13 protein-coding genes and 4 tRNA genes are annotated in these 19,926 nt (G+C 67.4%); 10 read left to right on the top strand and 7 right to left on the bottom strand.

Annotated features, from left to right (window positions below):
- Positions 1-11: 11 nt before the first annotated feature.
- The 4 genes from JQX08_RS00715 (at position 12) to JQX08_RS00700 (ending at position 376) form a co-directional block, all read left to right on the top strand.
- A tRNA-Glu gene (locus JQX08_RS00715) sits at positions 12-87 on the top strand.
- Positions 88-102: 15 nt separating this feature from the next.
- Positions 103-178: transfer RNA gene (locus JQX08_RS00710), tRNA-Gly, on the top strand.
- Positions 179-209: 31 nt separating this feature from the next.
- Positions 210-285 (top strand) — tRNA-Glu (locus JQX08_RS00705).
- 15 nt (positions 286-300) lie between these two features.
- Positions 301-376, top strand: a tRNA-Gly gene (locus tag JQX08_RS00700).
- Positions 377-477: 101 nt separating this feature from the next.
- Here JQX08_RS00700 and JQX08_RS00695 read toward each other — a convergent pair.
- A complete protein-coding gene (locus JQX08_RS00695) occupies positions 478-888 on the bottom strand; it encodes a PA2817 family protein (RefSeq protein WP_204913979.1) in 411 nt (136 codons plus the stop codon).
- Positions 889-963: 75 nt separating this feature from the next.
- Positions 964-3,411, bottom strand: coding sequence for an acyl-CoA dehydrogenase (locus JQX08_RS00690; protein WP_204913977.1), 2,448 nt, complete (start codon positions 3,409-3,411; stop codon positions 964-966).
- 162 nt (positions 3,412-3,573) lie between these two features.
- On the opposite strand from JQX08_RS00690, the gene JQX08_RS00685 reads away from it, so the two are divergent.
- From JQX08_RS00685 to JQX08_RS00670, 4 genes are all read left to right on the top strand, one after another.
- Positions 3,574-4,248, top strand: a complete 675-nt coding sequence (locus tag JQX08_RS00685) for a transglutaminase-like domain-containing protein (RefSeq protein ID WP_204913974.1) — start codon at positions 3,574-3,576, stop codon at positions 4,246-4,248.
- 86 nt (positions 4,249-4,334) lie between these two features.
- Entirely contained in the window at positions 4,335-4,955 is a 621-nt protein-coding gene (locus JQX08_RS00680; RefSeq protein WP_204913972.1) for a glutathione S-transferase family protein, read from the top strand.
- A 71-nt stretch (positions 4,956-5,026) separates the two neighbouring features.
- Positions 5,027-5,959 carry an ABC transporter ATP-binding protein gene (locus JQX08_RS00675; RefSeq protein WP_204913970.1) on the top strand — a complete coding sequence of 311 codons (933 nt, stop codon included), beginning with the start codon at positions 5,027-5,029 and terminating at the stop codon, positions 5,957-5,959.
- An 11-nt stretch (positions 5,960-5,970) separates the two neighbouring features.
- The gene (locus JQX08_RS00670; RefSeq protein WP_204915302.1) at positions 5,971-6,750 is read left to right on the top strand and encodes an ABC transporter permease; all 780 of its coding nucleotides are present in this window, start codon (positions 5,971-5,973) and stop codon (positions 6,748-6,750) included.
- A gap of 69 nt (positions 6,751-6,819) precedes the next feature.
- On the opposite strand, the gene fusA is transcribed toward JQX08_RS00670, so the two are convergent.
- The 5 genes from fusA to gspG form a co-directional block, all read right to left on the bottom strand.
- Positions 6,820-8,865: an elongation factor G gene (fusA, locus tag JQX08_RS00665; protein ID WP_204913968.1), complete on the bottom strand. Its 2,046-nt coding sequence runs from the start codon at positions 8,863-8,865 to the stop codon at positions 6,820-6,822.
- Positions 8,866-8,983: 118 nt separating this feature from the next.
- Positions 8,984-10,339 (bottom strand): heavy metal sensor histidine kinase, encoded by a 1,356-nt coding sequence (locus JQX08_RS00660; RefSeq protein WP_204913966.1) that lies wholly within the window; start codon positions 10,337-10,339, stop codon positions 8,984-8,986.
- The gene (locus tag JQX08_RS00655) at positions 10,336-11,016 is read right to left on the bottom strand and encodes a heavy metal response regulator transcription factor (protein ID WP_204913964.1); all 681 of its coding nucleotides are present in this window, start codon (positions 11,014-11,016) and stop codon (positions 10,336-10,338) included. Before JQX08_RS00655 ends, JQX08_RS00660 begins: the two co-directional genes overlap by 4 nt.
- A gap of 91 nt (positions 11,017-11,107) precedes the next feature.
- Positions 11,108-12,295 (bottom strand): type II secretion system F family protein, encoded by a 1,188-nt coding sequence (locus JQX08_RS00650; RefSeq protein ID WP_204913962.1) that lies wholly within the window; start codon positions 12,293-12,295, stop codon positions 11,108-11,110.
- A gap of 3 nt (positions 12,296-12,298) precedes the next feature.
- The gene (gene gspG / locus JQX08_RS00645; protein WP_204913961.1) at positions 12,299-12,718 is read right to left on the bottom strand and encodes a type II secretion system major pseudopilin GspG; all 420 of its coding nucleotides are present in this window, start codon (positions 12,716-12,718) and stop codon (positions 12,299-12,301) included.
- Positions 12,719-12,856: 138 nt separating this feature from the next.
- Between gspG and JQX08_RS00640 the strand changes: the two genes are divergently transcribed.
- Together JQX08_RS00640 and mnxG are read left to right on the top strand one after the other, a co-directional pair.
- Positions 12,857-13,486: a lytic transglycosylase domain-containing protein gene (locus tag JQX08_RS00640; protein ID WP_204913960.1), complete on the top strand. Its 630-nt coding sequence runs from the start codon at positions 12,857-12,859 to the stop codon at positions 13,484-13,486.
- Between the two features lie 568 nt (positions 13,487-14,054).
- Positions 14,055-19,898 (top strand): manganese-oxidizing multicopper oxidase MnxG, encoded by a 5,844-nt coding sequence (gene mnxG / locus JQX08_RS00635; RefSeq protein WP_283246492.1) that lies wholly within the window; start codon positions 14,055-14,057, stop codon positions 19,896-19,898.
- Positions 19,899-19,926: the final 28 nt, after the last annotated feature.

The raw sequence follows: 19,926 nt of genomic DNA, 5'->3' as shown, positions 1-19,926 counted from the left end.
TTCCGGGCCGCGTCCCCTTCGTCTAGTGGCCTAGGACACCGCCCTTTCACGGCGGTAACAGGGGTTCGAGTCCCCTAGGGGACGCCATTTTCCAAGTTGTATGCGGGAATAGCTCAGTTGGTAGAGCACGACCTTGCCAAGGTCGGGGTCGCGAGTTCGAGTCTCGTTTCCCGCTCCAGTTTTACCGAACAATGCCTGTGGTGTTGTTTGTCCCCTTCGTCTAGTGGCCTAGGACACCGCCCTTTCACGGCGGTAACAGGGGTTCGAGTCCCCTAGGGGACGCCAATTTCAAAGTTGTATGCGGGAATAGCTCAGTTGGTAGAGCACGACCTTGCCAAGGTCGGGGTCGCGAGTTCGAGTCTCGTTTCCCGCTCCAAATAAACGAAAACGCCGCTCATCGAGCGGCGTTTTCGTTTCTGCGCCAGACGCAGTCAGTCAAAAGGCCCGCCGGCTATGCCGCGCGGGCCTTTTGCGTGTTCAGTGCTTGCTGCTGTCGGCGGGCATCGCCAGCAGCTGCTTCTCCAGGTTCCAGTCGAACGGTTCGTCGTTCTCTTCCGCTTCGTAGCGGCGCTCGTCGAGGCGCTGGAACAGCTCGATCTCTTCGTCAGGCATGAAGTGCAGGCAGTCGCCACCGAAGAACCACAGCAGGTCGCGCGGTACCAGGTGGGCGATCTGCGGATAACGGTGGAACACCTGGCTGATCAGCTCCTGGCCCAGGTACAGGTTGCCTTCGAGGTTCTGCGGCAGCTCGCGCAGCAGTTCGTCGAAGCGCTCGAGGAACAGGGCGTGGGTGTCGTCTTCCACCTGCTCGGCTTCGCCCAGGGCGACCAGGATGCCGCGCAGGTGATTGAGCAGAGCGAGGTGATGGTCGAGGTGGTTGGTGGCCATGGCGCTGGTCCTGAATGCGAAAACGGGCGCGGAGTATAAGACTCCCCGCGCCCGCTGTCGTCCATGTGGCGGCGGCTAACGGACTTTGCCGCGACTCAGCTTGAGCTCGTCCTTGGCGAAGTCGTCGACGTCGATCACCGCGCGGCGTGCCATTTCCGCAGCGCGCAGGCGATTGACTTCGGCGTCGTCGAGCACGCCGGCGGCCAACGCCGCGTCCAGCTCGGGTTGCCCCGCCGTCGAGTTGAACTGCTCGGCCTTGAGCGCCTGGTGGAGCTTCTTGCGCTCGGCCTGGCTGGCCTCCAATAGGTCGACGGCATGCTGCAGCGCGCCGACCGGGTCCTGCGGGTCGGTGGGCCGATAGCAGCCTTCGAGCAGCGCCTCCAGTGCCGGGTCGCCGCTGTTGTGGCCGAGCAGGGCGGCAATCTCGCGGTCCTGGGCATCCGACGGGCCTTTGTGGCGGCGGCCCAGGGGGAACACCAGCACGCGCAGCAGGCAGCCGAACACGCGGTTGGGGAAATTGCGCAGCAGTCCGTCGAGCGCGGCTTCCGCCTGGCCGAGGCTTTCCGCCAGCGCCCAGTGCAGCGAGGGGCGCAGGTACTCGGGGTAATCGAGGTCGTGGTAACGCTTTAGCGCGGCGGAGGCGAGGTACAGGTGGCTGAGCGCGTCGCCGAGCCGCGCCGACAGGCGTTCGCGGCGTTTCAGTTCACCGCCGAGCAGCATCATGCTGAAGTCGGCGAGGAGGGCGAAGGCGGCGGCCAGGCGGTTCAGCGCACGGAAGTACGGGCGGCTCACGTTGTCGCCGGGGACTTCACCGAACGCACCGAAAGTCAGGCCCAGCAGCAGGCTGCTGGCGGCGTTGCTCACAGCGAAGCCGACGTGGCGCAGCAGCAGATCGTCGAACTCGACCAGCGCCTGGTCGTGATCCTCGCGCCCAACCAGGGCCATTTCCTTGAGCACGTACGGATGGCAGCGGATCGCCCCCTGGCCGAAGATCATCAGGTTGCGCGAGAGGATGTTCGCGCCTTCCACGGTGATGAAGATCGGCGCGCCCTGCCAGGAGCGGCCCAGGTAGTTGTTCGGGCCCATGATGATGCCCTTGCCGCCGTGCACGTCCATGGCGTGGCCGATGCACTCGCGTCCGCGCTCGGTCAGGTGGTACTTGAGGATCGCCGAGAGCACCGAGGGTTTCTCGCCGAGGTCGACCGCGCTGGCGGTGAGGATGCGCGCCGCGTCCATCAGCCAGGCGTTGCCGCCGATCCGCGCCAGGGCCTCCTGGATACCCTCGAAGGCATTCAGAGGCACGTTGAACTGCTCGCGGACTCGCGCGTACTGGCCGGTGACCAGACTGGTGGCCTTGGCCGCGCCGGTGCCGACTGCCGGCAGCGAAATCGAACGGCCGACCGACAGGCAGTTCATCAGCATCATCCAGCCCTTGCCCAGGTATTCCTGGCCGCCGATCAGGTAGTCGAGCGGCACGAACACGTCCGTGCCGGAGTTCGGCCCGTTCATGAATGCGGCACCGAGCGGCAGGTGACGACGGCCGATCTCTACCCCGGGGGTGTCGGTGGGGATCAGGGCCAGGCTGATGCCCAGGTCTTCTTCCTCGCCGAGCAGATGGTCGGGGTCATAGGCCTTGAACGCCAGCCCCAGCAGGGTGGCGACCGGGCCGAGGGTGATGTAGCGCTTCTCCCAGTTGAGGCGCAGGCCGAGCACTTCCGCGCCCTGCCACTGGCCCTTGCAGATGATTCCGGTGTCCGGCATGGCGCCGGCGTCGGAACCGGCCAGCGGGCCGGTGAGGGCGAAGCAGGGGATGTCGTCGCCGCGCGCCAGGCGTGGCAGATAGTGATTGCGCTGCGCCTCGGTGCCGTAATGCAGCAGCAGTTCGGCCGGGCCGAGCGAGTTGGGCACCATCACCGTCGAAGCCAGATCGCCGCTGCGGGTCGCCAGCTTCATCGCCACCTGCGAGTGGGCGTAGGCGGAGAAACCCTTGCCGCCGTACTCCTTGGGGATGATCAGGGCGAAGAAGCCGTGTTCTTTGATGAACTGCCAGGCGCGCTCCGGCAGGTCCATCTGCTGGCCGATCTCCCAGTCGCTGACCATCGCGCAGAGCTGCTCGGTCGGACCGTCGATGAAGGCCTGCTCCTCGTCGCTCAGGCGCGCCTTGGGATAGTCGAGCAGGGTGTTCCAGTGCGGCCGACCGCTGAACAGCTCGCCGTCCCACCACACGGTGCCGGCTTCAATGGCGTCGCGCTCGGTCTCCGACATCGGTGGCAGGACGCGCTGGAACCACTTGAACAGTGGCGCGGTAATCAGCTTGCGGCGCAGCTCCGGCAGCGCTAGCGGCAGGGCGACGAGCAGCCAGAGCGCGCCGAGCATCACCATCAGCCAGGCGGGCACCGTGCTGAACAGCGCCATCGCCAGCAGGTAGACAGCGACGATGCCCAGGGCGGGATAGGGTGGGGTGCGGCGATGGGCGAGCAGCAGAACGCCGACGACCAGAATCAACAACCAGACAGCACACATGCACGATCCTCCATGGATGACGCGGCGGCGAAGGGCGCCGGTCAAAGCGTAGTCACCGCCGGCGCCGAGGATGGCGCCAAGCGCGGTGAGCTTGGCCGAAACGTCGTGACTGGCGCGCAGAGCGCTCGCTAGACTGGCTGGCGAACCCTTGGAGATCTCCCCATGCGCGAGTACCTCGAGCCCGGCCGCTTCATCGATAGTGACCACCCCCAGGTGGTGGAGTTCGCCGAACAGCGCCGCGGCAGCAGTCGCGACCCGCTCGAACAGGCGGTCAAGCTGTACTACGCGGTGCGCGACGAGATCCGCTACAACCCCTACAGCTTCAGCGTCGAAGGCGATGGCTTGAAGGCCAGCCAGGCGCTGCAGGCTGGCGAGTCCTACTGCGTACCCAAGGCCCTGCTGCTCGCCGCCTGCGCTCGTCACTGCGGGATTCCGGCACGCCTCGGCCTGGCCGATGTGCGCAACCACCTGGCCACTCCGCGGCTGCTCGAAATGCTGCGCAGCGAAGTGTTCGCCATGCACGGCTACACCGAGCTGTACCTGCGCGGGCGCTGGGTCAAGGCCACGCCGGCGTTCAACCGCGAGCTATGCCGCGCCTTCCAGGTGGCGCCGCTGGAATTCGATGGCCTGCAGGACAGCGTGTTTCACCCGTTCAACGATCAGGGTGAACGCTACATGGAGTACCTCGCCGATCACGGCCAGTTCGCCGACCTGCCCGAGGCGCTGTTCATCGGTCACCTGAAGCAGGCGTACCCGCACCTGTTCGCCGTCGGCTCGCCGTTTCTCGGTGGCGACCTGGAGGCCGAGGCGCGAACCATGAAGCGTCTCGATAGTTAACATCAGCATTCGCGTCTGGTCTCTGGCGCCCGGGATGGTAGGGTGCTGGGCTCGAGCCATACGTTCAGGGCGAGGAGACGCGAGCGATGCTGAAAATCTGGGGCAGGAAGAACTCGTCCAACGTGCGCAAGGCGCTCTGGTGCGCCGAGGAAGCGGGCGTCGCCTATGAGGCGCTGGACGCCGGCGGTGCCTTTGGCGTGGTGAACGAGCCGGCCTACCGGGCGAAGAACCCTAACGGTCTGGTGCCGTTGCTCGAAGACGGCGACCTGGTGCTCTGGGAGTCCAACGCAATCGTCCGCTACCTGGCCGCCCAGTACGCGCCCGGCCGCCTGTACGCCGCAGACCCCATGGAGCGGGCCGCTGCGGACAAGTGGATGGACTGGACCACCAGCAGCCTGGCCGGACCGTTCCGCGAAGTATTCTGGGGCACCCTGCGTACCCCACCGGAACAGCGCGACCCGCAGGCCATCGCGGCGGCGATCCAGCGCTGCGGCGAGCTGCTGCGTATTCCCGAACAGGCCCTGGCCCAACAGCCGTGGCTGTCCGGTGCGACCTTCGGCATGGGCGACATTCCGCTCGGCTGCTTCATCTATGCCTGGTTCGAAATGCCCATCACGCGCCCGGAGCTGCCGCACCTGGCCGACTGGTACCGGCGCCTGCGCGAGCGGCCGGCGTTCCAGCGCGCGGTGATGACTCCGCTAACCTGAGACCAACGGTTGCAATTGCCCGGCTCAACCTTTATCTAACCTCCCTTCCTTTTGCAGAGTACGAATCCCTCATGAGTTCCGCCCTGTCCATCCGGCAGCTGACCAAGACCTACGGCAATGGCTTCCAGGCGCTGCACGGCATCGACCTGGACGTCGCCGAGGGCGACTTCTTCGCCTTGCTCGGCCCCAACGGCGCCGGCAAATCCACGACCATCGGCATCCTGTCGACCCTGGTGAACAAATCCAGCGGCACGGTCAACGTGTTCGGTCACGACCTCGACAAAGAGCCCTATGCGCTCAAGCGCTGCCTGGGCGTGGTGCCGCAGGAGTTCAACTTCAACCAGTTCGAGAAGGTCTTCGACATCGTCGTGACCCAGGCCGGCTACTACGGCATCCCGGCCAAGCTGGCCAAGGAACGCGCCGAGCAGTACCTGACCCAGCTCGGCCTGTGGGAAAAGCGCGACTCGGCGTCGCGCGAGCTGTCCGGCGGCATGAAGCGGCGGTTGATGATCGCCCGCGCGCTGGTCCACCAGCCGCGTCTGCTGATCCTCGACGAACCGACCGCCGGGGTGGACATCGAGCTGCGCCGCTCGATGTGGAGCTTCCTCACCGGGCTCAACGAGCAGGGCATCACCATCATCCTCACCACCCACTACCTCGAGGAAGCCGAACAGCTGTGCCGCAACATCGGCATCATCGACCACGGGCGGATCGTCGAGAACACCAGCATGAAGGCGCTGCTGAAGAAGCTGCACGTGGAAACCTTCCTGCTGGACCTGAAGGACTCGATGACCGTCGCGCCGCAGCTCAACGGCTACCCGACGCGCCTGGCCGACCACCACACCCTGGAGGTGCAGGTGGAGAAGAGCCTCGGCCTGACCGAGCTGTTCCGTCAGCTGGCGACGCTCAACATCGAGGTGCTCAGCCTGCGTAACAAGACCAACCGCCTGGAGGAGCTGTTCGTGTCCCTGGTCGAGAAGAACCTGTCGAAGGTGGCGGTATGAACACCGAGCTGATCAATTCCGAGCTGCGCGCCAACTGGGTGGCGCTGAACACCATCGTCTACCGCGAGATTCGCCGCTTCGTGCGCATCTGGCCGCAGACCCTGCTGCCGCCGGCGATCACCATGGTTCTGTACTTTGTGATCTTCGGCAACCTAATCGGCCGGCAGATCGGCGACATGGGCGGCTTCACCTACATGCAGTACATCGTGCCCGGGCTGATCATGATGTCGGTGATCACCAACGCCTACGGCAACGTGGTGTCGAGCTTCTTCGGCAGCAAGTTCCAGCGTTCGGTGGAGGAGCTGCTGGTGTCGCCGGTCTCGCCGCACACCATCCTGCTCGGCTACACCATCGGCGGCGTGCTGCGCGGCTTGGCGGTGGGCTTCATCGTCACCATGCTGTCGCTGTTCTTCACCAAGCTGCAGGTCCATCACCTCGGCGTGACCGTGCTGGTGGTGGTGCTGACCGCGACGATCTTCTCGCTGGGTGGCTTCGTCAACGCGGTGTATGCGCGCAACTTCGACGATATCTCGATCATCCCGACCTTCGTGCTGACGCCGCTGACCTACCTCGGCGGGGTGTTCTACTCGATTACCTTGCTGCCGCCGTTCTGGCAGACGGTGTCGCTGGCCAACCCGATCCTGCACATGGTCAACGCCTTCCGCTACGGCATCCTCGGCGTGTCGGACATCCGCATCGGCGTGGCCATCGCCTTCATGCTGGTGGCGACCGCAGTGCTCTACATCGTCTGCGTGCGCCTGCTGGTGAGTGGCCGCGGGATGCGCCAGTAACGCTTCGCCCCGCACCCTGCGCGGGTCGCCTTAACCCTCTCCCGGCGGGAGAGGGCAGGCCGGCGCTCTTCAATCCTCTTCCTGCACCGCCTTGTAGCTGGCCTTCAGGCGCTGCTGCACATCCTGCGGCACGTTGTGGTGGTGGCTGAGCAGGATGCCGTAGCTGCCGTGCCCGGCGGTGATCGACTTGAGCCGGCCGGCGTAGCCTTCCAGCTCCGCCAGCGGCACCTGGCCGCGGATCAGCGTTAAGCCCTGTGACAGTGATTCGGTGCCGAGCACCTGGCCACGCCGGCCGATCAGGTCAGTGGTGATGTCGCCGATCTTGGTCTCCGGCGCGGTGATCTCGATGGCCACGATCGGTTCGAGAATGATCGCCCCACCAGCGCGCAGCGCCTCAAGCATGGCCTTGCGGCCGGCGGCCTGGAAGGCGATGTCCTTGGAGTCGACCGGATGGCTCTTGCCGTCGTGGACCGTCACCTTGACGTCGACCACCGGGTAGCCGGCCAGCGGCCCGGCCTCCAGCACCGAACGCACGCCTTTTTCCACCGAGGGGATGAACTGGCCGGGAATCACCCCGCCTTTGACCTCGTCGGCGAATTGGAAGCCGGCGCCCCGCGGCAGCGGCTCGACGCGCAGGAACACCTCGCCGAACTGCCCGGCACCGCCGGTCTGCTTCTTGTGGCGGCTGTGGCCTTCGGTCTTCTGGGTGATGGTTTCCTGGTAGGGCACCCGTGGCGTGCAGGTCTGCACTTCCAACTTGTAACTGCCGGAGAGGCGGTCGAGCAGGTAGCGCAGGTGTAGCTCGCCCATGCCGCGCAGCACGGTTTCCTGGGTTACCGAGTGGTAGTCGATCTTCACGCAGGGGTCTTCCGCCTGCAGCCGGGCGAGCACCTCGGCGATGCGCTGCTCGTCGCCACGCCGTTTGGCTTCGATGGCCAGGCCCTGCATGGGCGCGGGGAAGACCAGCGGTTTGAGGCGGATCTGGTCCTCGTCGTGGGAATCGTGCAGCACCGCGTCGAACTCCACTTCGTCGATCTTGGTCAGTGCGCCGAAGTCGCCGGGGATCAATTGGCCGACTTCCTCATGGCGCTTGCCCTGCAGGCGCAGCAGGTGGCCGAGCTTGAAGGCCTTGCGCGCATCGCCGACGAACAGCTGCATGTCACGCTGCAAGGTGCCCTGGTGGACGCGGAAGATGCCCAGCTTGCCGACAAAGGGGTCCATCACCACCTTGAACACATGGGCCAGTACATGGCCCTGCGGGTCCGGCTGCGAGCGGAACGGCTTGGCGTCGTCGCCGACGCCTTTGAGGAACAGCGGCGGATTGCCTTCGCTCGGGTTGGGCGCCAGGCGCGCGAGGATGTCGAGCAGCTCGCCGATCCCCGCGCCCGTGCGGGTGGAGACGAAACACAGTGGAATCAGGTGGCCTTCGCGCAATGCCCGCTCAAATGGCTCGTGCAGCTCCTCGGGGCTGATCTCGCCTTGCTCCAGATAGCGCGCCATCAGCTCCTCGTCGACCTCCACCACCTGGTCGACCAGCGCCTGATGCGCGTCCTCCACAGACGAAAAATCCGGCGCACCGGCCGGATTGAAGAAGCAGTCGACCACCGTGCTGGCGCCGGCGGCCGGCAGGTTGAGCGGTAGCACCTCCTTGCCGAACACCTCGCGCAACTCGGCGAGCAGGCCGGGCAGGTCGACGCGTTCGGCATCGATCTTGTTGACCACCAGCAGGCGACACAGGCCGCGCTCGCCGGCCAGCTCCATCATTCGCCGGGTGCTCAGTTCTATGCCGTTCTGCGCGTTGACCACCACCAGCGCGGTCTCCACGGCCGCCAGCGCGGCAATCGCCTGGCCGATGAAGTCCGGGTAGCCGGGGGTGTCGATCAGGTTGAGCTCGGCGCCGGCATGGCTGCAGTGCGCCAGCGCCGAGGATAGGGAGTGTCGGTATTCGCGCTCCATGGGGTCGAAGTCGCAGACCGTGTCGCCACGCTCGAGACTGCCCATGCTGGCGATCGCACCGCTGCGCTGCAGCAAGGCCTCGACCAGACTGGTTTTGCCGCTGCCGCCCTGACCGACCAGGGCGACGGTGCGGATGGTTTCCATCGAATAGCTGGGCATGACCACCTCCATTCGCCGGGTTCGTCCAGTATAGGCAGGCGGCGGTCGGCTGCAGCGCGGGGCGACCAAGCCCCCGTCGTGCCGGTGCCAGGGCGGGTGGCGGCGGGTAAGCAGCCGCTCAGGTGGGAAATTCGAGGATGAAGCGCGTCCAGCCCAGCCCCGATTCGCAGCGGATCGCCCCGCCGTGGGCGACGACGATCGAGCAGGTGATCGCCAGGCCGAGGCCGGCGTGCTCGCCGGGGCCCTCGCGGCGCGCCGGGTCGGCGCGGAAGAAGCGATCGAACAGGCGTGGCAGCAGCTCGCTGGGAATGTCCGGGCCGGTGTTGGCCACGCTGAGGCTGAGCCGCTCCGCAGCAGTCTCCACTTCCAGGCGAACTTCGCCACCGGGCAGGGTGAAGCGCAGCGCGTTGTCGAGCAGGTTGGACAGCGCGCGGCGCAGCATGCCGCGGTCGGCGAGCAGCTCGCCGGCGCCGCTGCGGGTCAGGTGCACGCCGCCTTCGTCGGCCAGCGGACGGTAGAACTCCAGCAGCGCGTCCAGTTCGTCGGCGAGCTGCAGCGGCTCGCGGCTGGGCACCAGCAGGCCGTGGTCGGCCTTGGCCAGGAACAGCATGTCGTTGACCATTTGGGTCAGGCGCTGCAGCTCTTCCAGGTTGGAGTGCAGGGCCTCGCGGTAGACCTCGCTGCCACGCGGCTGGGCGAGGGTGACCTGGGTCTGGGTCAGCAGGTTGGAGAGCGGCGTGCGCAGCTCGTGGGCGATGTCGGCGGAAAACCCCGAGAGCCGCGCGAAGGCGTCTTCCAGGCGGGCCAGCATGGCGTTGAAGGCTCGCGTGAGTTCCGCCAGCTCGGCCGGCGCGTCGGTTTCGTCGAGGCGATGGGCCAGCGCATGCGCTGATACTCCGCCGGCGACCTCGGCCATCCGCCGCAGCGGCTGCAGCCCGCGGCGCGCCACCCAGGCGCCGAGCAGCGCGGTGGCCAGGGCGCTGAGGCCAACCGTCAGCCAGATCAGCCGCTGCATGCGCTGCAGGAAGTGCTGGTGGTGGGTGATGTCGAGCAGCAGGCGCAGGCGCGGGCTGTCGGCACGCCCCTCGTGCAGCGCGGCGTCGAGCACCCGGTAGTCGCTGTCAGCGCTGCGCAGGTCGTGCAGGCCGGGGTGTGCGGCGGAGCTTAACGGCGGCGCATCGTCGCTGATGAACCACAGCTGGCCGTCGGCACCGAGGATCTGCAGCGCCTGGTCGGGATGGCGGCGCAGTTCGGCCTCCAGCGCAGGGCGGCGGGCGGTCAGGCCGGTCGGGCTGTCGACGCCGTCGAGCAGGTTGCGCAGGGCGACCAGGCGGCCGCTGAGCAACTGCTGGTCGAGTTCGACGAAATGCGCCTCGCTGGCCCGGTTGAACAGCACCCCGGCGAGCAGCGACACCGCCGCGGTGCAGGCGGCGAACAGCAACGCCAGGCGACTGGCCAGCGACAGGCGCCTCATTCGCAGCGCGCCTCCAGCACGTAGCCCATGCCGCGCACGGTGTGGATCAGCGGCGCGGCGAAGCCGTCGTCGACCTTGGCGCGCAGGCGGCGGATGGCGACCTCGATGACGTTGGTGTCGCTGTCGAAATTCATGTCCCACACCTGCGAGGCGATCAACGACTTGGGCAGCACCTCGCCCTGGCGGCGCAGCAGCAGCTCAAGCAGGGCGAATTCCTTGGCGGTCAGGTCGATGCGCCGGCCGTCGCGTTCGACGCGGCGGCGTAGCAGGTCGAGGTGCAGGTCGGCCAGGTGCAGATTGGTGCTTGGCGCGGCGTTGTTGCCGCGCCGCAGCAGGGTGCGCACCCGGGCGAGCAGTTCGGCGAAGGCAAAGGGTTTGACCAGGTAATCGTCGGCGCCGGCCTCCAGGCCGCGCACCCGGTCGTCGACCGCATCGCGCGCGGTGAGCATCAGCACCGGCAGGCCAAGGCCGGCGCCGCGCAGGTTGCGCAGCACCTGCCAGCCGTCGCGGCCGGGCAGCATCACATCGAGGATCAGCAGGTCGAAGTCACCGGTCAGCGCGCGGTGTTCGCCGTCCAGGCCATTTTGCGTCAGCTCCACGCTGAACCCGGCTTCGCGCAGTCCCTGTTGCAGGTAGTGGCCGGTCTTCGGTTCGTCTTCGACGATCAGCAGTTTCATCAGGCTCGGCTTTCAATCGCTCCAGCTGCATAGGGTATACCCCGCAACCGCGGGCGGGGGCAGCCTGACGGATTTGTAATGTGCCGAACGGTTACTGAATGCTCGAGGCCAGCTCGAAGATCGGGATGTACATGAGGATGACGATGACGCCGATGACCAGGCCGATGAAGGTCATCAGCAGCGGCTCGAAGAGTTTGACGAACCACTCGATCCAGCGCCCGGTTTCCTGGTCGTAGAACTCGGCGGCGCGCTCCATCATCTCGCCGAGGTTACCGGCCTGCTCGCCAGCGCGGAGCATGCGCTGCGACACCGGGGTGGTCAGCTTGCAGGCTTCCAGCGAGGCCGACAGCGCCTGGCCCTCGCGAATCCGCGCGCAGGCCTGGTCGAGGCTGGCGCGGGCGGTCACGCCGAGCAGGCTGCGGACCATGCCGAGGGCGGTGAGGATGGGGATGCCGCCCTGCAGGAGAATCCCCAGCGAACGGTAGAAACGCGCCAGTTCGTAGACGAACAAGCGGTGGCGCACCGCCGGCACCCGCTCGATCAGTCGGGCCAGGGCGCGGCGCACGGCGACCTGGCGCAGCAGCACGGTGGCCAGTACCGCGCCGGCCAGCAAGCTACCGTAGAAACCCAGTTGATGCGCGCTGAGGAACTTGCCGGCGCTGAGCAGCACCTGCGACAGCCAGGGCAGCTTCGAGCCGAGGCCGTCGAACACCAGGCTGAAGCGCGGCACGACGTAGCCGATCAGGAACAGCAGCACGCCGCCACCAACCAACAGCAGCATCAGCGGGTAGATGGAGGCGCCGACGATGGTCTGGCGCACTTCGTCCATGCGCTTGCGATAGCTCACGTAGCGGTTCAGCGCCTCGCCGATCGCCCCGGTCTTCTCGCTGGATTGCGCCAGCGCCACGTACAGCGCCGGGAAGGTCTCGGGAAACTGGCTGAGCCCCTGGGAGAACGACTTGCCTTCATACAGCGTGCGCACCAGGCCGAGCAGCACGCGGCGGGCGTGCCCGGGGCCTTCCTTCTCCGCCAGGCTCTCCAGCGCGTCGATCAGCGCCAGGCCGGCGCCCAGCAGGGTGCTCAGTTCCTGGGTGAACAGCAGCAGCGGGAAGGCCTCGCCGCCCGGCCAGCGCAGCCGCCAATGCCGCTCGCTGTGCAGTGCGAGGACGTGCAGGCCCTGGTTCTCGGCGGCGCGCTGGGCCTCGCTGGGGGAGGGCGCGTCGAGGGTCAGCGAGACCACGCCGCCGGTCTTGCGCACCCCCTTGATCAGATAGCGCATGGTTCACCAGTTGGTGATTTCGGCGTTTTCGCCGTCGCCGCCGGGCTGACCGTCCTTGCCCATCGACAGCAGGTCGTAATCGCCGTTCTCGCCGGGCGAGCGGTAGATGTAGTCGCGGCCCCAGGGGTCCTGCGGCACCGCTTTCTGCAGGTACGGCCCGGCCCAGCGCGGCTCGTCGCTGGGCGCGGCGGTCAGCGCAATGAGGCCCTGTTCGCTGCTCGGGTAGTGGCCGAGTTCCAGGCGGTAGATGTCCAGTGCCTTGTTCAGGCCTTCGATCTGCGCGCGGGCGACCTTGGTTTCCGAACGGCCCAGCTGATTGAAGTACTTCGGCCCGACGATGCCGGCCAGCAGGCCGAGCACCACCAGCACCACCAGCAGTTCCAGCAGGGTGAAGCCACGGGCGGAGCGTTGAATGTGTCGCATGGGGAAATCTCCTGTTCGCCGGTCTCCTGAGTGAGGCAATGCAAGAGCCATGCACGTCTGCCTCGGCATGCCGTTTGCGTGCTCGGCGTGCCGGCTGCCTCAGTGCAGCCACCGCGCTCGCAGGACAGGAGAGCCAGCATGCGGATCATCGCCACGCTGTGGACCAGCGCCCTCGTCATCGTGCTCGGCGGAAACGCCGCGCCGGCGCAGGCGGACGTCTACATGGGCGTGGCCAAGGACGGCAGCATCGTGCTCTCCAACATCTACCGCGCCGAGCGCAACTACGTGCGGGTGCGCCGCGAGGCGCCGGTTGCTGCGGCGCCTGCGCCCGTGGCGCAGCCGGCCGCGCTGGCCGGCACGCAGCCATACGAGCAACTGATCGCGGCGGCGGCCACCGCCCACGACCTGCCGCCGGCGCTGCTGCATGCGGTGATCAGCGTCGAGTCCGGCTACGACCCGCGCGCCCAGTCGCCGCAAGGCGCCGCCGGCCTGATGCAGCTGATGCCGGCCACCGCCCGCGAGCTGGGAGTGAGCGATGTGTGGGACCCGGCGGCCAATGTCGACGGCGGCGCGCGTTACCTGAAGCGCATGCTCGAGTTGTTCGGCAACGACCTGTCGCTGGCCCTGGCCGCATACAACGCCGGGCCGGGCGCGGTGCGCGACAGCGGGCGGAGCATCCCGCCGATCCCGGAAACTATGCGTTACGTGCCCAACGTGCTGGAGCATTACCGGCGCCTGGTAGCCAGCCGCGCTACACCCGCGCTGTAACCCCGGTAGGCCGGTATCCAGCTGCGCGATGGGAGTGGCCTGCTCGCACGTTGGACCCCCGCCTGCGCGGGGGTGACGAGGTAGGGAGTCTGGAGACGGCAGAAGCATCGGGCGCTTGGCGCTCGGGTGATCGTAAGCAGTTTCCCCGGGCCACTTCACTACAACCCCCGTCATACCGGCGGAGGCCGGTATCCAGGTGCCCGCTGGGAGTGGCGTCCCAGGCCGCTGGACCCCTGCCTGCGCGGGGTGACGAGGTAGGAGCTGGCGGTAGCAGAAGCACTCGGACACTTGGGAATCGTGAGCACGTGCGAACGCCAGGGCTGGGGGGAATTCCCCAGTTGCGGGGTCGCGGCACACCCATTTCCCCACTCCTAACTGATCGCGCTTGGCCGACCGATTCGGGCCAGGCAGCGGGGAATCGGGGGCAGCGCTGGGGAATTCACCCCCAACCTGGGTGTTCGTCAATGCAAGGCATTGAAATCAAAGAGGATTGTTTTTGGCATAGGGCTTGCTCCGGCGCCTGCAGGCCGTCCCTATGCCCTGTGACACGACGCTGGAGAGCTCCCCCATGAACCGGCACCCCGCATTCCTCACCCTCGATAACTCGACGCCGGCGTCCGCGCGACCGTCGCTGTGGCGCTTGCGGGGTGGTGGGTTGCTGCTGGGGGTGTTGCTTGCTGGCCTGTGGTCGCCGGCGCAGGCGGCGATCCAGTGTGAACGCAACCTGCTGGCCAATGTGGTGGCCCTCGACCAGCCGCTGATGTTCAACCGCCTCGGCGCACAGAACGTCAACGGCATGATGTTCGCGCTGAGCCGCGATGTGGTCGATCGCAACCAGGTGCCGCTGCATCGCGGCGGCGCGGCGACGCCCGGCCAGGTCACCCTTCGCCCGGACAAGCGCCCGCGGCCGCTGGTGCTGCGGGTGGCGGTCGGTGATTGCGTGACCATCAGCCTGCAGAACCTGCTGGCGCCGCAGGCCAACCCGAATGGCTCCGAGCTCGAGGACGAGCTGGCCGGCGAACAGCATGTCGACGCTCAGGTCGCCGACCGCCACGTCGGTTTCCAGGTCAACGGCCTGCAACCGGTCAACGGCATCGCCGACATGGCGACCAACGCCGGGCGCAACGGCAGCGCGCTGGTCGCCCCCGGCGGCACGCGCAGCTACACCCTGTACGCCGAGCGCGAAGGCTCGTTCGCGGTGGTCAGCCACGGCGCCACCTTCGGCAGCGAAGGCACCTCGGGCAACGTCGGCAACGGACTGTTCGCCCAGGTGGTGGTGGTGCCGCGCGGCGGCAAGACCTACCGCAACACGGTCAGCGAGGAAGACATGCGCCTGGCCAGCACCGGGCGCACCCCGGCTGGCCAGCCGATCGTCGATTACGAGGCGCGCTACCCGCAGCGCGAGCCGTGGATCAGCGAAGGCAAGGCCGGCCAGCCGATCCTGGCGATGATCGACAACAACGAGATCGTCGCCAGCAACAGCGACGCCATCGTCATGGGCCCCAACCCGGACGGGCGTTTCCCGCCGGCCACCTACCCGCTGGAGATGTACGGCAAGCGCAACCCGGCGGTGCCCAACCGCCTCGAGCCGTTCCGCGACTTCGCCGTAGCGTTGCACGACCAGTCGGCCGTCACCCAGGCGTTCCCCGGCTACTGGGCCGACCCGGTGTTCGGCCACGTGCTGGAGCCGACCCGCGACTCATTCATGATCAACTACGGCGCCGGCGGCATCGGCGCCGAGGTGATCGCCAACCGGCTTGGCGTCGGCCCGATGCACGACTGCCTGTCCTGCGCCTACGAGGAGTTCTTCCTCAGCTCGCACACCGTCGGTGACGCGGCGATGCTGGTCGACGTGCCGGCCAACGTCGGGCTGGAGAACCTGCGCCCCGGCGAAGCGGCGCCGGCCGATGCGGTCGGCATCAAGGCGAGCATGGCGCTGTTCCCCGACGAGCCCTCCAACGTCAACCACAGCTACATCGGCGACTTCGTCAAGATTCGCAACATCAGCATGGGCTACGAGCAGCACGTGTTTCACCTGCACGGCCACCAGTGGCTGTTCAATCCCAACGACGACAACTCCGACTACATGGACGCCCAGGGCGTCGGCCCGGGCTCGGGCTACACCTACGAGATCGCCAACGGCGGCTCGGGCAACCGCAACCGGGTCGCCGGTGACGCCATCTACCACTGCCACTTCTATCCGCACTTCGCCCAAGGCATGTGGGCCATGTGGCGCATCCATGACGTGTTCGAGGAAGGCACCCGTCTGGCGGCTTCGGCCAATGGCGCGGACGGTTTCCACGAACAACCCTTCGGCCTGCGCAGTGGCCTGCCGGCGGCCGATGCACGGGCGCTGCCGGACGGCGAGATCGTCGCCGGTGCGCCGATTCCGGCCATCGTGCCGCTGCCAGGCAAGGCCATGCCGCCGATGCCGGGCAAGGTCACCGTGGTGCCGAAGATCAGCACCCAGCTGATCGCCCACGAGGATGACGATGACGAGGAGGAGGGTGATGACGATCACCCGAGCGCCGAGGAAGTCAGCAAGGTCATCGGCTCGGTGGCGCTGGTCGACCGCAGCGAAGCCAACCGCAATGCCGACGGCAGCCTGAAGAACCCCGGCTTCCCGTTCTGGATCGGCGGCATCGAAAGCACCGTCGGCCAACGTCCGCCAACCCCGCCGCTGGACATGCTCGACGCCAGCAAGGCGCAAGCCCTGCGCGACAGCGGCAAGGCACTGTGGGCCAACCTCGATCCGGCGCAGTCCGGGGGCTGGGACGGCGGCCTGCCGAGGCACTCGCTGGACGGCTGGGCGGCCGGTGGCGAAGCCGAAGTGATCACCAGCGCGCTGGACTTTTCCAAGACCATCCACCGTGCCAAGGCAGTGTACTTCCCCGAGGAAGGCACCGACGTCGAACAGGCGGCGATGGCCTACCACGCCCAGCCGAGCCACCCGAGTTACGCGGTGAACCCCGGCGGCGCGGTTTACGCCAAGGACTACATCACCAACGGCGCCTTGCCGGTGGCCGGCGCACCGTACTTCGAGCCGTGCATGGATGACCGGCAGAAACGCCTGACCCAGGCCGCCGGCCTCGGCGCGTTCAACAGCGGCGAGATCGACGGCCAGTCGTTCACTGGCGCCTCGCAATTCAGCGCCGACCATCCGCGCGTCTACAAGGGCGCCAACATCCAGATCGACGCGGTGTTCAACAAGGTCGGCTACCACTTCCCGCAGACCCGCATCCTTACCCTCTGGGAGGACGCCTGGCCGGTGATCAACAAGCAGCAGCCGCCGGAGCCGCTGGTGATGCGGATGAACACCTTCGACTGCACCATGTACCACCACACCAACCTGATCCCGGCCTTCTACGAGATGGACGACTATCAGGTGCGCACGCCGACCGACGTGATCGGCCAGCACATCCACCTTCCGAAGTGGGACCTGACCGCCGCCGATGGCTCGGCGAACGGCTGGAACTACGAGGATGGCGTGCTCTCGCCGGTGACCGTGGTCGAGCGCATCCACGCCATCCGCGAATACAACCACTGCCTGCCGGGCGACCCGCGCGAGGGCACGGAAGACTGTCCGCAGGCGAAGAATCACCCGTACTTCGGTCAGTTCAACCGCGCCGACTGGCACGGTGCGCGGACCACCATGCAGCGCTGGTTCGCCGACCCGGTGGTCAACGTGCACGGCATCGACCGCGGCCTGGGCAACATCTTCACCCACGACCACTTCGGCCCGTCGACGCACCAGCAGATCGGCCTCTACGCCACCGTGCTGGCCGAGCCGGCCGGTTCCAGCTGGTACCACTCGGAGACCGGCGCGCCGCTGTATGGCCAGCGCGCCGACGGCGGGCCGACCTCCTGGCAGGCGGTGGTGACCACCGGCGACAACGATGAAGACGGCAAGAACGACAGCTTCCGCGAGTTCTTCCTCGAGTACAGCGACTTCCAGCATGCCTACGAAGCCGGTGTGTACGTCGGCGCCGGGCCGGACGGCGTGCCCAACCCGGGTGCCTACCCGGCAACCGCCGACACGTTCCGCTACGCGATCAACCCGCCCGTGCGGCAGAACGGCAGCACCCTGCTCGAATCGGTGGTGGAAGTGGCCGGCGGCCAGGTCCCGGGCTGCCCGTCGCGGCCATGCCCGCAGGCGATCTCGGTGGATGACCCGGGGATCTTCGTCGTCAACTACCGCAGCGAGCCGGTCGGCCTGCGCGTGTTCGATCCCAACAAGGTGGCGCCGGACGGCAAGCCCGGCATGCAGGCCGACGGCCTCGCCGGCGACCTCAGCTACGCCCTGCAGAGCCGCACCGACCGCGCCATCCCGGCACTCAACCTGGCGCCCAGCGCGGTGACCTCGGCCACCGGGCCGACCGGTGCGACCACCCACTTCCCGCCGCATATCAATAAAGCCGGCGACCTGCCGGGCGATCCGTTCACGCCGATCCTGCGCACCTATTCCGGCGACAACGTGCGCCTGCGGGTCAACGCCGGCGGCCACGAGGAAGAGCACAACGTCACCCTGCACGGGGTCAAGTGGGCGCACACCGGCACCGGTTTCGGGGTCAACTCGACCTCCGGCTGGCGCGCCTCGCAGATGGTCGGCATTTCCGAGCAGCTCGGCTTCATGGCGCCGGTGGCGCTGATGGCCACCTCGGCGGCGGACACCGGCGACTACATGTACTCGATGGACGCCTCGATCGAGGGCTACTGGACCGGTCTGTGGGGCGTGATGCGCAACTACACGGTGACCCGTCCGGACCTTTTCGCCGTGCCGAACAACCCGCGCCCGGTCAGCGCGCGCAACGCCACTGCGTTCGACGGCGTATGCCCGCGCTTCAGCCCGAACCCCAACGGCATCGGCACGCGCGCCACGGTGCAGCGCAACTACGAGGTGGTCGCGGCGCTGGCCAACGACATCCTCGGCAACCCGCTGAACCTGACCATCGGCGACCCGGCCAACCCCGGCGGCCACGTCGGCGGGCCGCTCAAGCCGAACGGCGGGACCCTGGTGTTCAACCCGCGGCCGGTCAGCGTGCCGCAGGCGACCATCGTCGACGAGGAAGACGGCGAGGTGATCACCATCGGCGGGCAGACCGGGCCGCTGCATGACCCGACCGCGATCCTCTATGTGCGCAAGAGCGACCTCAACCCGACCACCGGCAAGCTCAAGCCCGGTGTCCCGGTCGAGCCGCTGGTGCTGCGCGCGGCCGCCGGCGACTGCATCAACGTGACCCTGGAGAACCGCCTGCCGCTGGTGATGCCGGACCTGCCGGCCTATTCGGTGATGCAGGGCATGGTCAAGCGCGACCGTTTCAGCGCGCTCGGCTCGGTGACCTTCAACAACAACCTGATGCGTCCGTCCAGCCACGTCGGCCTGCATGCCCAGCTGCTCAGCTACGACATCACCAAGTCGGACGGCTTCAACGTCGGCAGCAACATGGTGCAGACCGTGCCGCCGCGCGCCGGCAGCAGCGGTGCGTACCCGAGCCGCGTCTACCAGTACTACGCCGGCCACCTGGAGCGTGAAGGCAAACCGGTGGTGCAACTGGGGCGCAACCTGGACCGCATCGACGCCTATCCGATCGAGTTCGGCGGCCTCAACCTGCTGCCGTCCGACCCGATCAAGCAGGGCCAGAAAGGCCTGGCCGGCGCCATGAGCATCGCCCCGGCGGGCGCCACCTGGGTCGAAGACCCGGGCATGCGTGCCGCGGCCACCGTGACGGCCGCCGGCCAGCCCAGCTATCGGGACTTCAGCCTGGTCTGGCACAAGTCGCTGAACATGCGCTGGGCCGACGGTCGGCCGGTGGAGAACATGGCTTCGGAAGGGCCGGGGATTCCCAACGATCCGAAGGACAACTCGGGGATGGCGGTGAACTACAAGAGCGAGCCGCTGTGGTACCGCTTCGGCCGCGCGCCCAACGCGCCGTTCGGGCACGCCCAGGGCAACGGCTACGCGGACATCCCCAACGCGCACATGGCCTACAGTAATGATCTGGTGGGTAGCGATCCGGTCACGCCGATTCTGCGCGTCAAGCCGGGCGCACCGTTCCGCACCCACGTGCTGATGCCGTCGGGCGGCAGTCGCGGGGCGACCTTCCAGATGGATGGCCATGTCTGGGCGCTGAATCCGTTCCAGGCCGAGAAGTCCGACGCCATGGGCTATCCGATGAAGTACGCCGGAGTCGGTTCGATGCGCTTCGGCTACAACCCGCTGGCGCTGTACATCGGTGCGCAGGAAAGCGTCCTGCCGGCGGCCCACTTCAGCTTCATGCACCCCAGCGCCGGTGGCCGCAACGCGGTACCGGGCGACTATCTGTACCGGGACTATGCCGCCTTCGGCAATCTCGGTGGCATCTGGGGCCTGCTGCGCGTGAGTAACGAACCAGACCAGACACCCAGTCAGTGATCGCGCCTTCGCAGGGTTGCGCGAGGGT

It is taken from the genome of Zestomonas insulae, assembly GCF_016901015.1.
Classification (GTDB): Bacteria; Pseudomonadota; Gammaproteobacteria; order Pseudomonadales; family Pseudomonadaceae; genus Aquipseudomonas; species Aquipseudomonas insulae.
This window is presented reverse-complemented; position numbering and strand designations above follow the sequence as displayed.

Coding starts and splice junctions, on each gene's coding strand:
- JQX08_RS00675 (WP_204913970.1), top strand. CDS start 5,027: ATGAGTTCCGCCCTGTCCATCCGGCAGCTGACCAAGACCTACGGCAAT.
- mnxG (WP_283246492.1), top strand. CDS start 14,055: ATGAACCGGCACCCCGCATTCCTCACCCTCGATAACTCGACGCCGGCG.
- JQX08_RS00660 (WP_204913966.1), bottom strand. CDS start 10,339: ATGAGGCGCCTGTCGCTGGCCAGTCGCCTGGCGTTGCTGTTCGCCGCC.
- gspG (WP_204913961.1), bottom strand. CDS start 12,718: ATGCGACACATTCAACGCTCCGCCCGTGGCTTCACCCTGCTGGAACTG.
- JQX08_RS00690 (WP_204913977.1), bottom strand. CDS start 3,411: ATGTGTGCTGTCTGGTTGTTGATTCTGGTCGTCGGCGTTCTGCTGCTC.
- JQX08_RS00680 (WP_204913972.1), top strand. CDS start 4,335: ATGCTGAAAATCTGGGGCAGGAAGAACTCGTCCAACGTGCGCAAGGCG.
- JQX08_RS00685 (WP_204913974.1), top strand. CDS start 3,574: ATGCGCGAGTACCTCGAGCCCGGCCGCTTCATCGATAGTGACCACCCC.
- JQX08_RS00640 (WP_204913960.1), top strand. CDS start 12,857: ATGCGGATCATCGCCACGCTGTGGACCAGCGCCCTCGTCATCGTGCTC.
- JQX08_RS00650 (WP_204913962.1), bottom strand. CDS start 12,295: ATGCGCTATCTGATCAAGGGGGTGCGCAAGACCGGCGGCGTGGTCTCG.
- fusA (WP_204913968.1), bottom strand. CDS start 8,865: ATGCCCAGCTATTCGATGGAAACCATCCGCACCGTCGCCCTGGTCGGT.
- JQX08_RS00655 (WP_204913964.1), bottom strand. CDS start 11,016: ATGAAACTGCTGATCGTCGAAGACGAACCGAAGACCGGCCACTACCTG.
- JQX08_RS00695 (WP_204913979.1), bottom strand. CDS start 888: ATGGCCACCAACCACCTCGACCATCACCTCGCTCTGCTCAATCACCTG.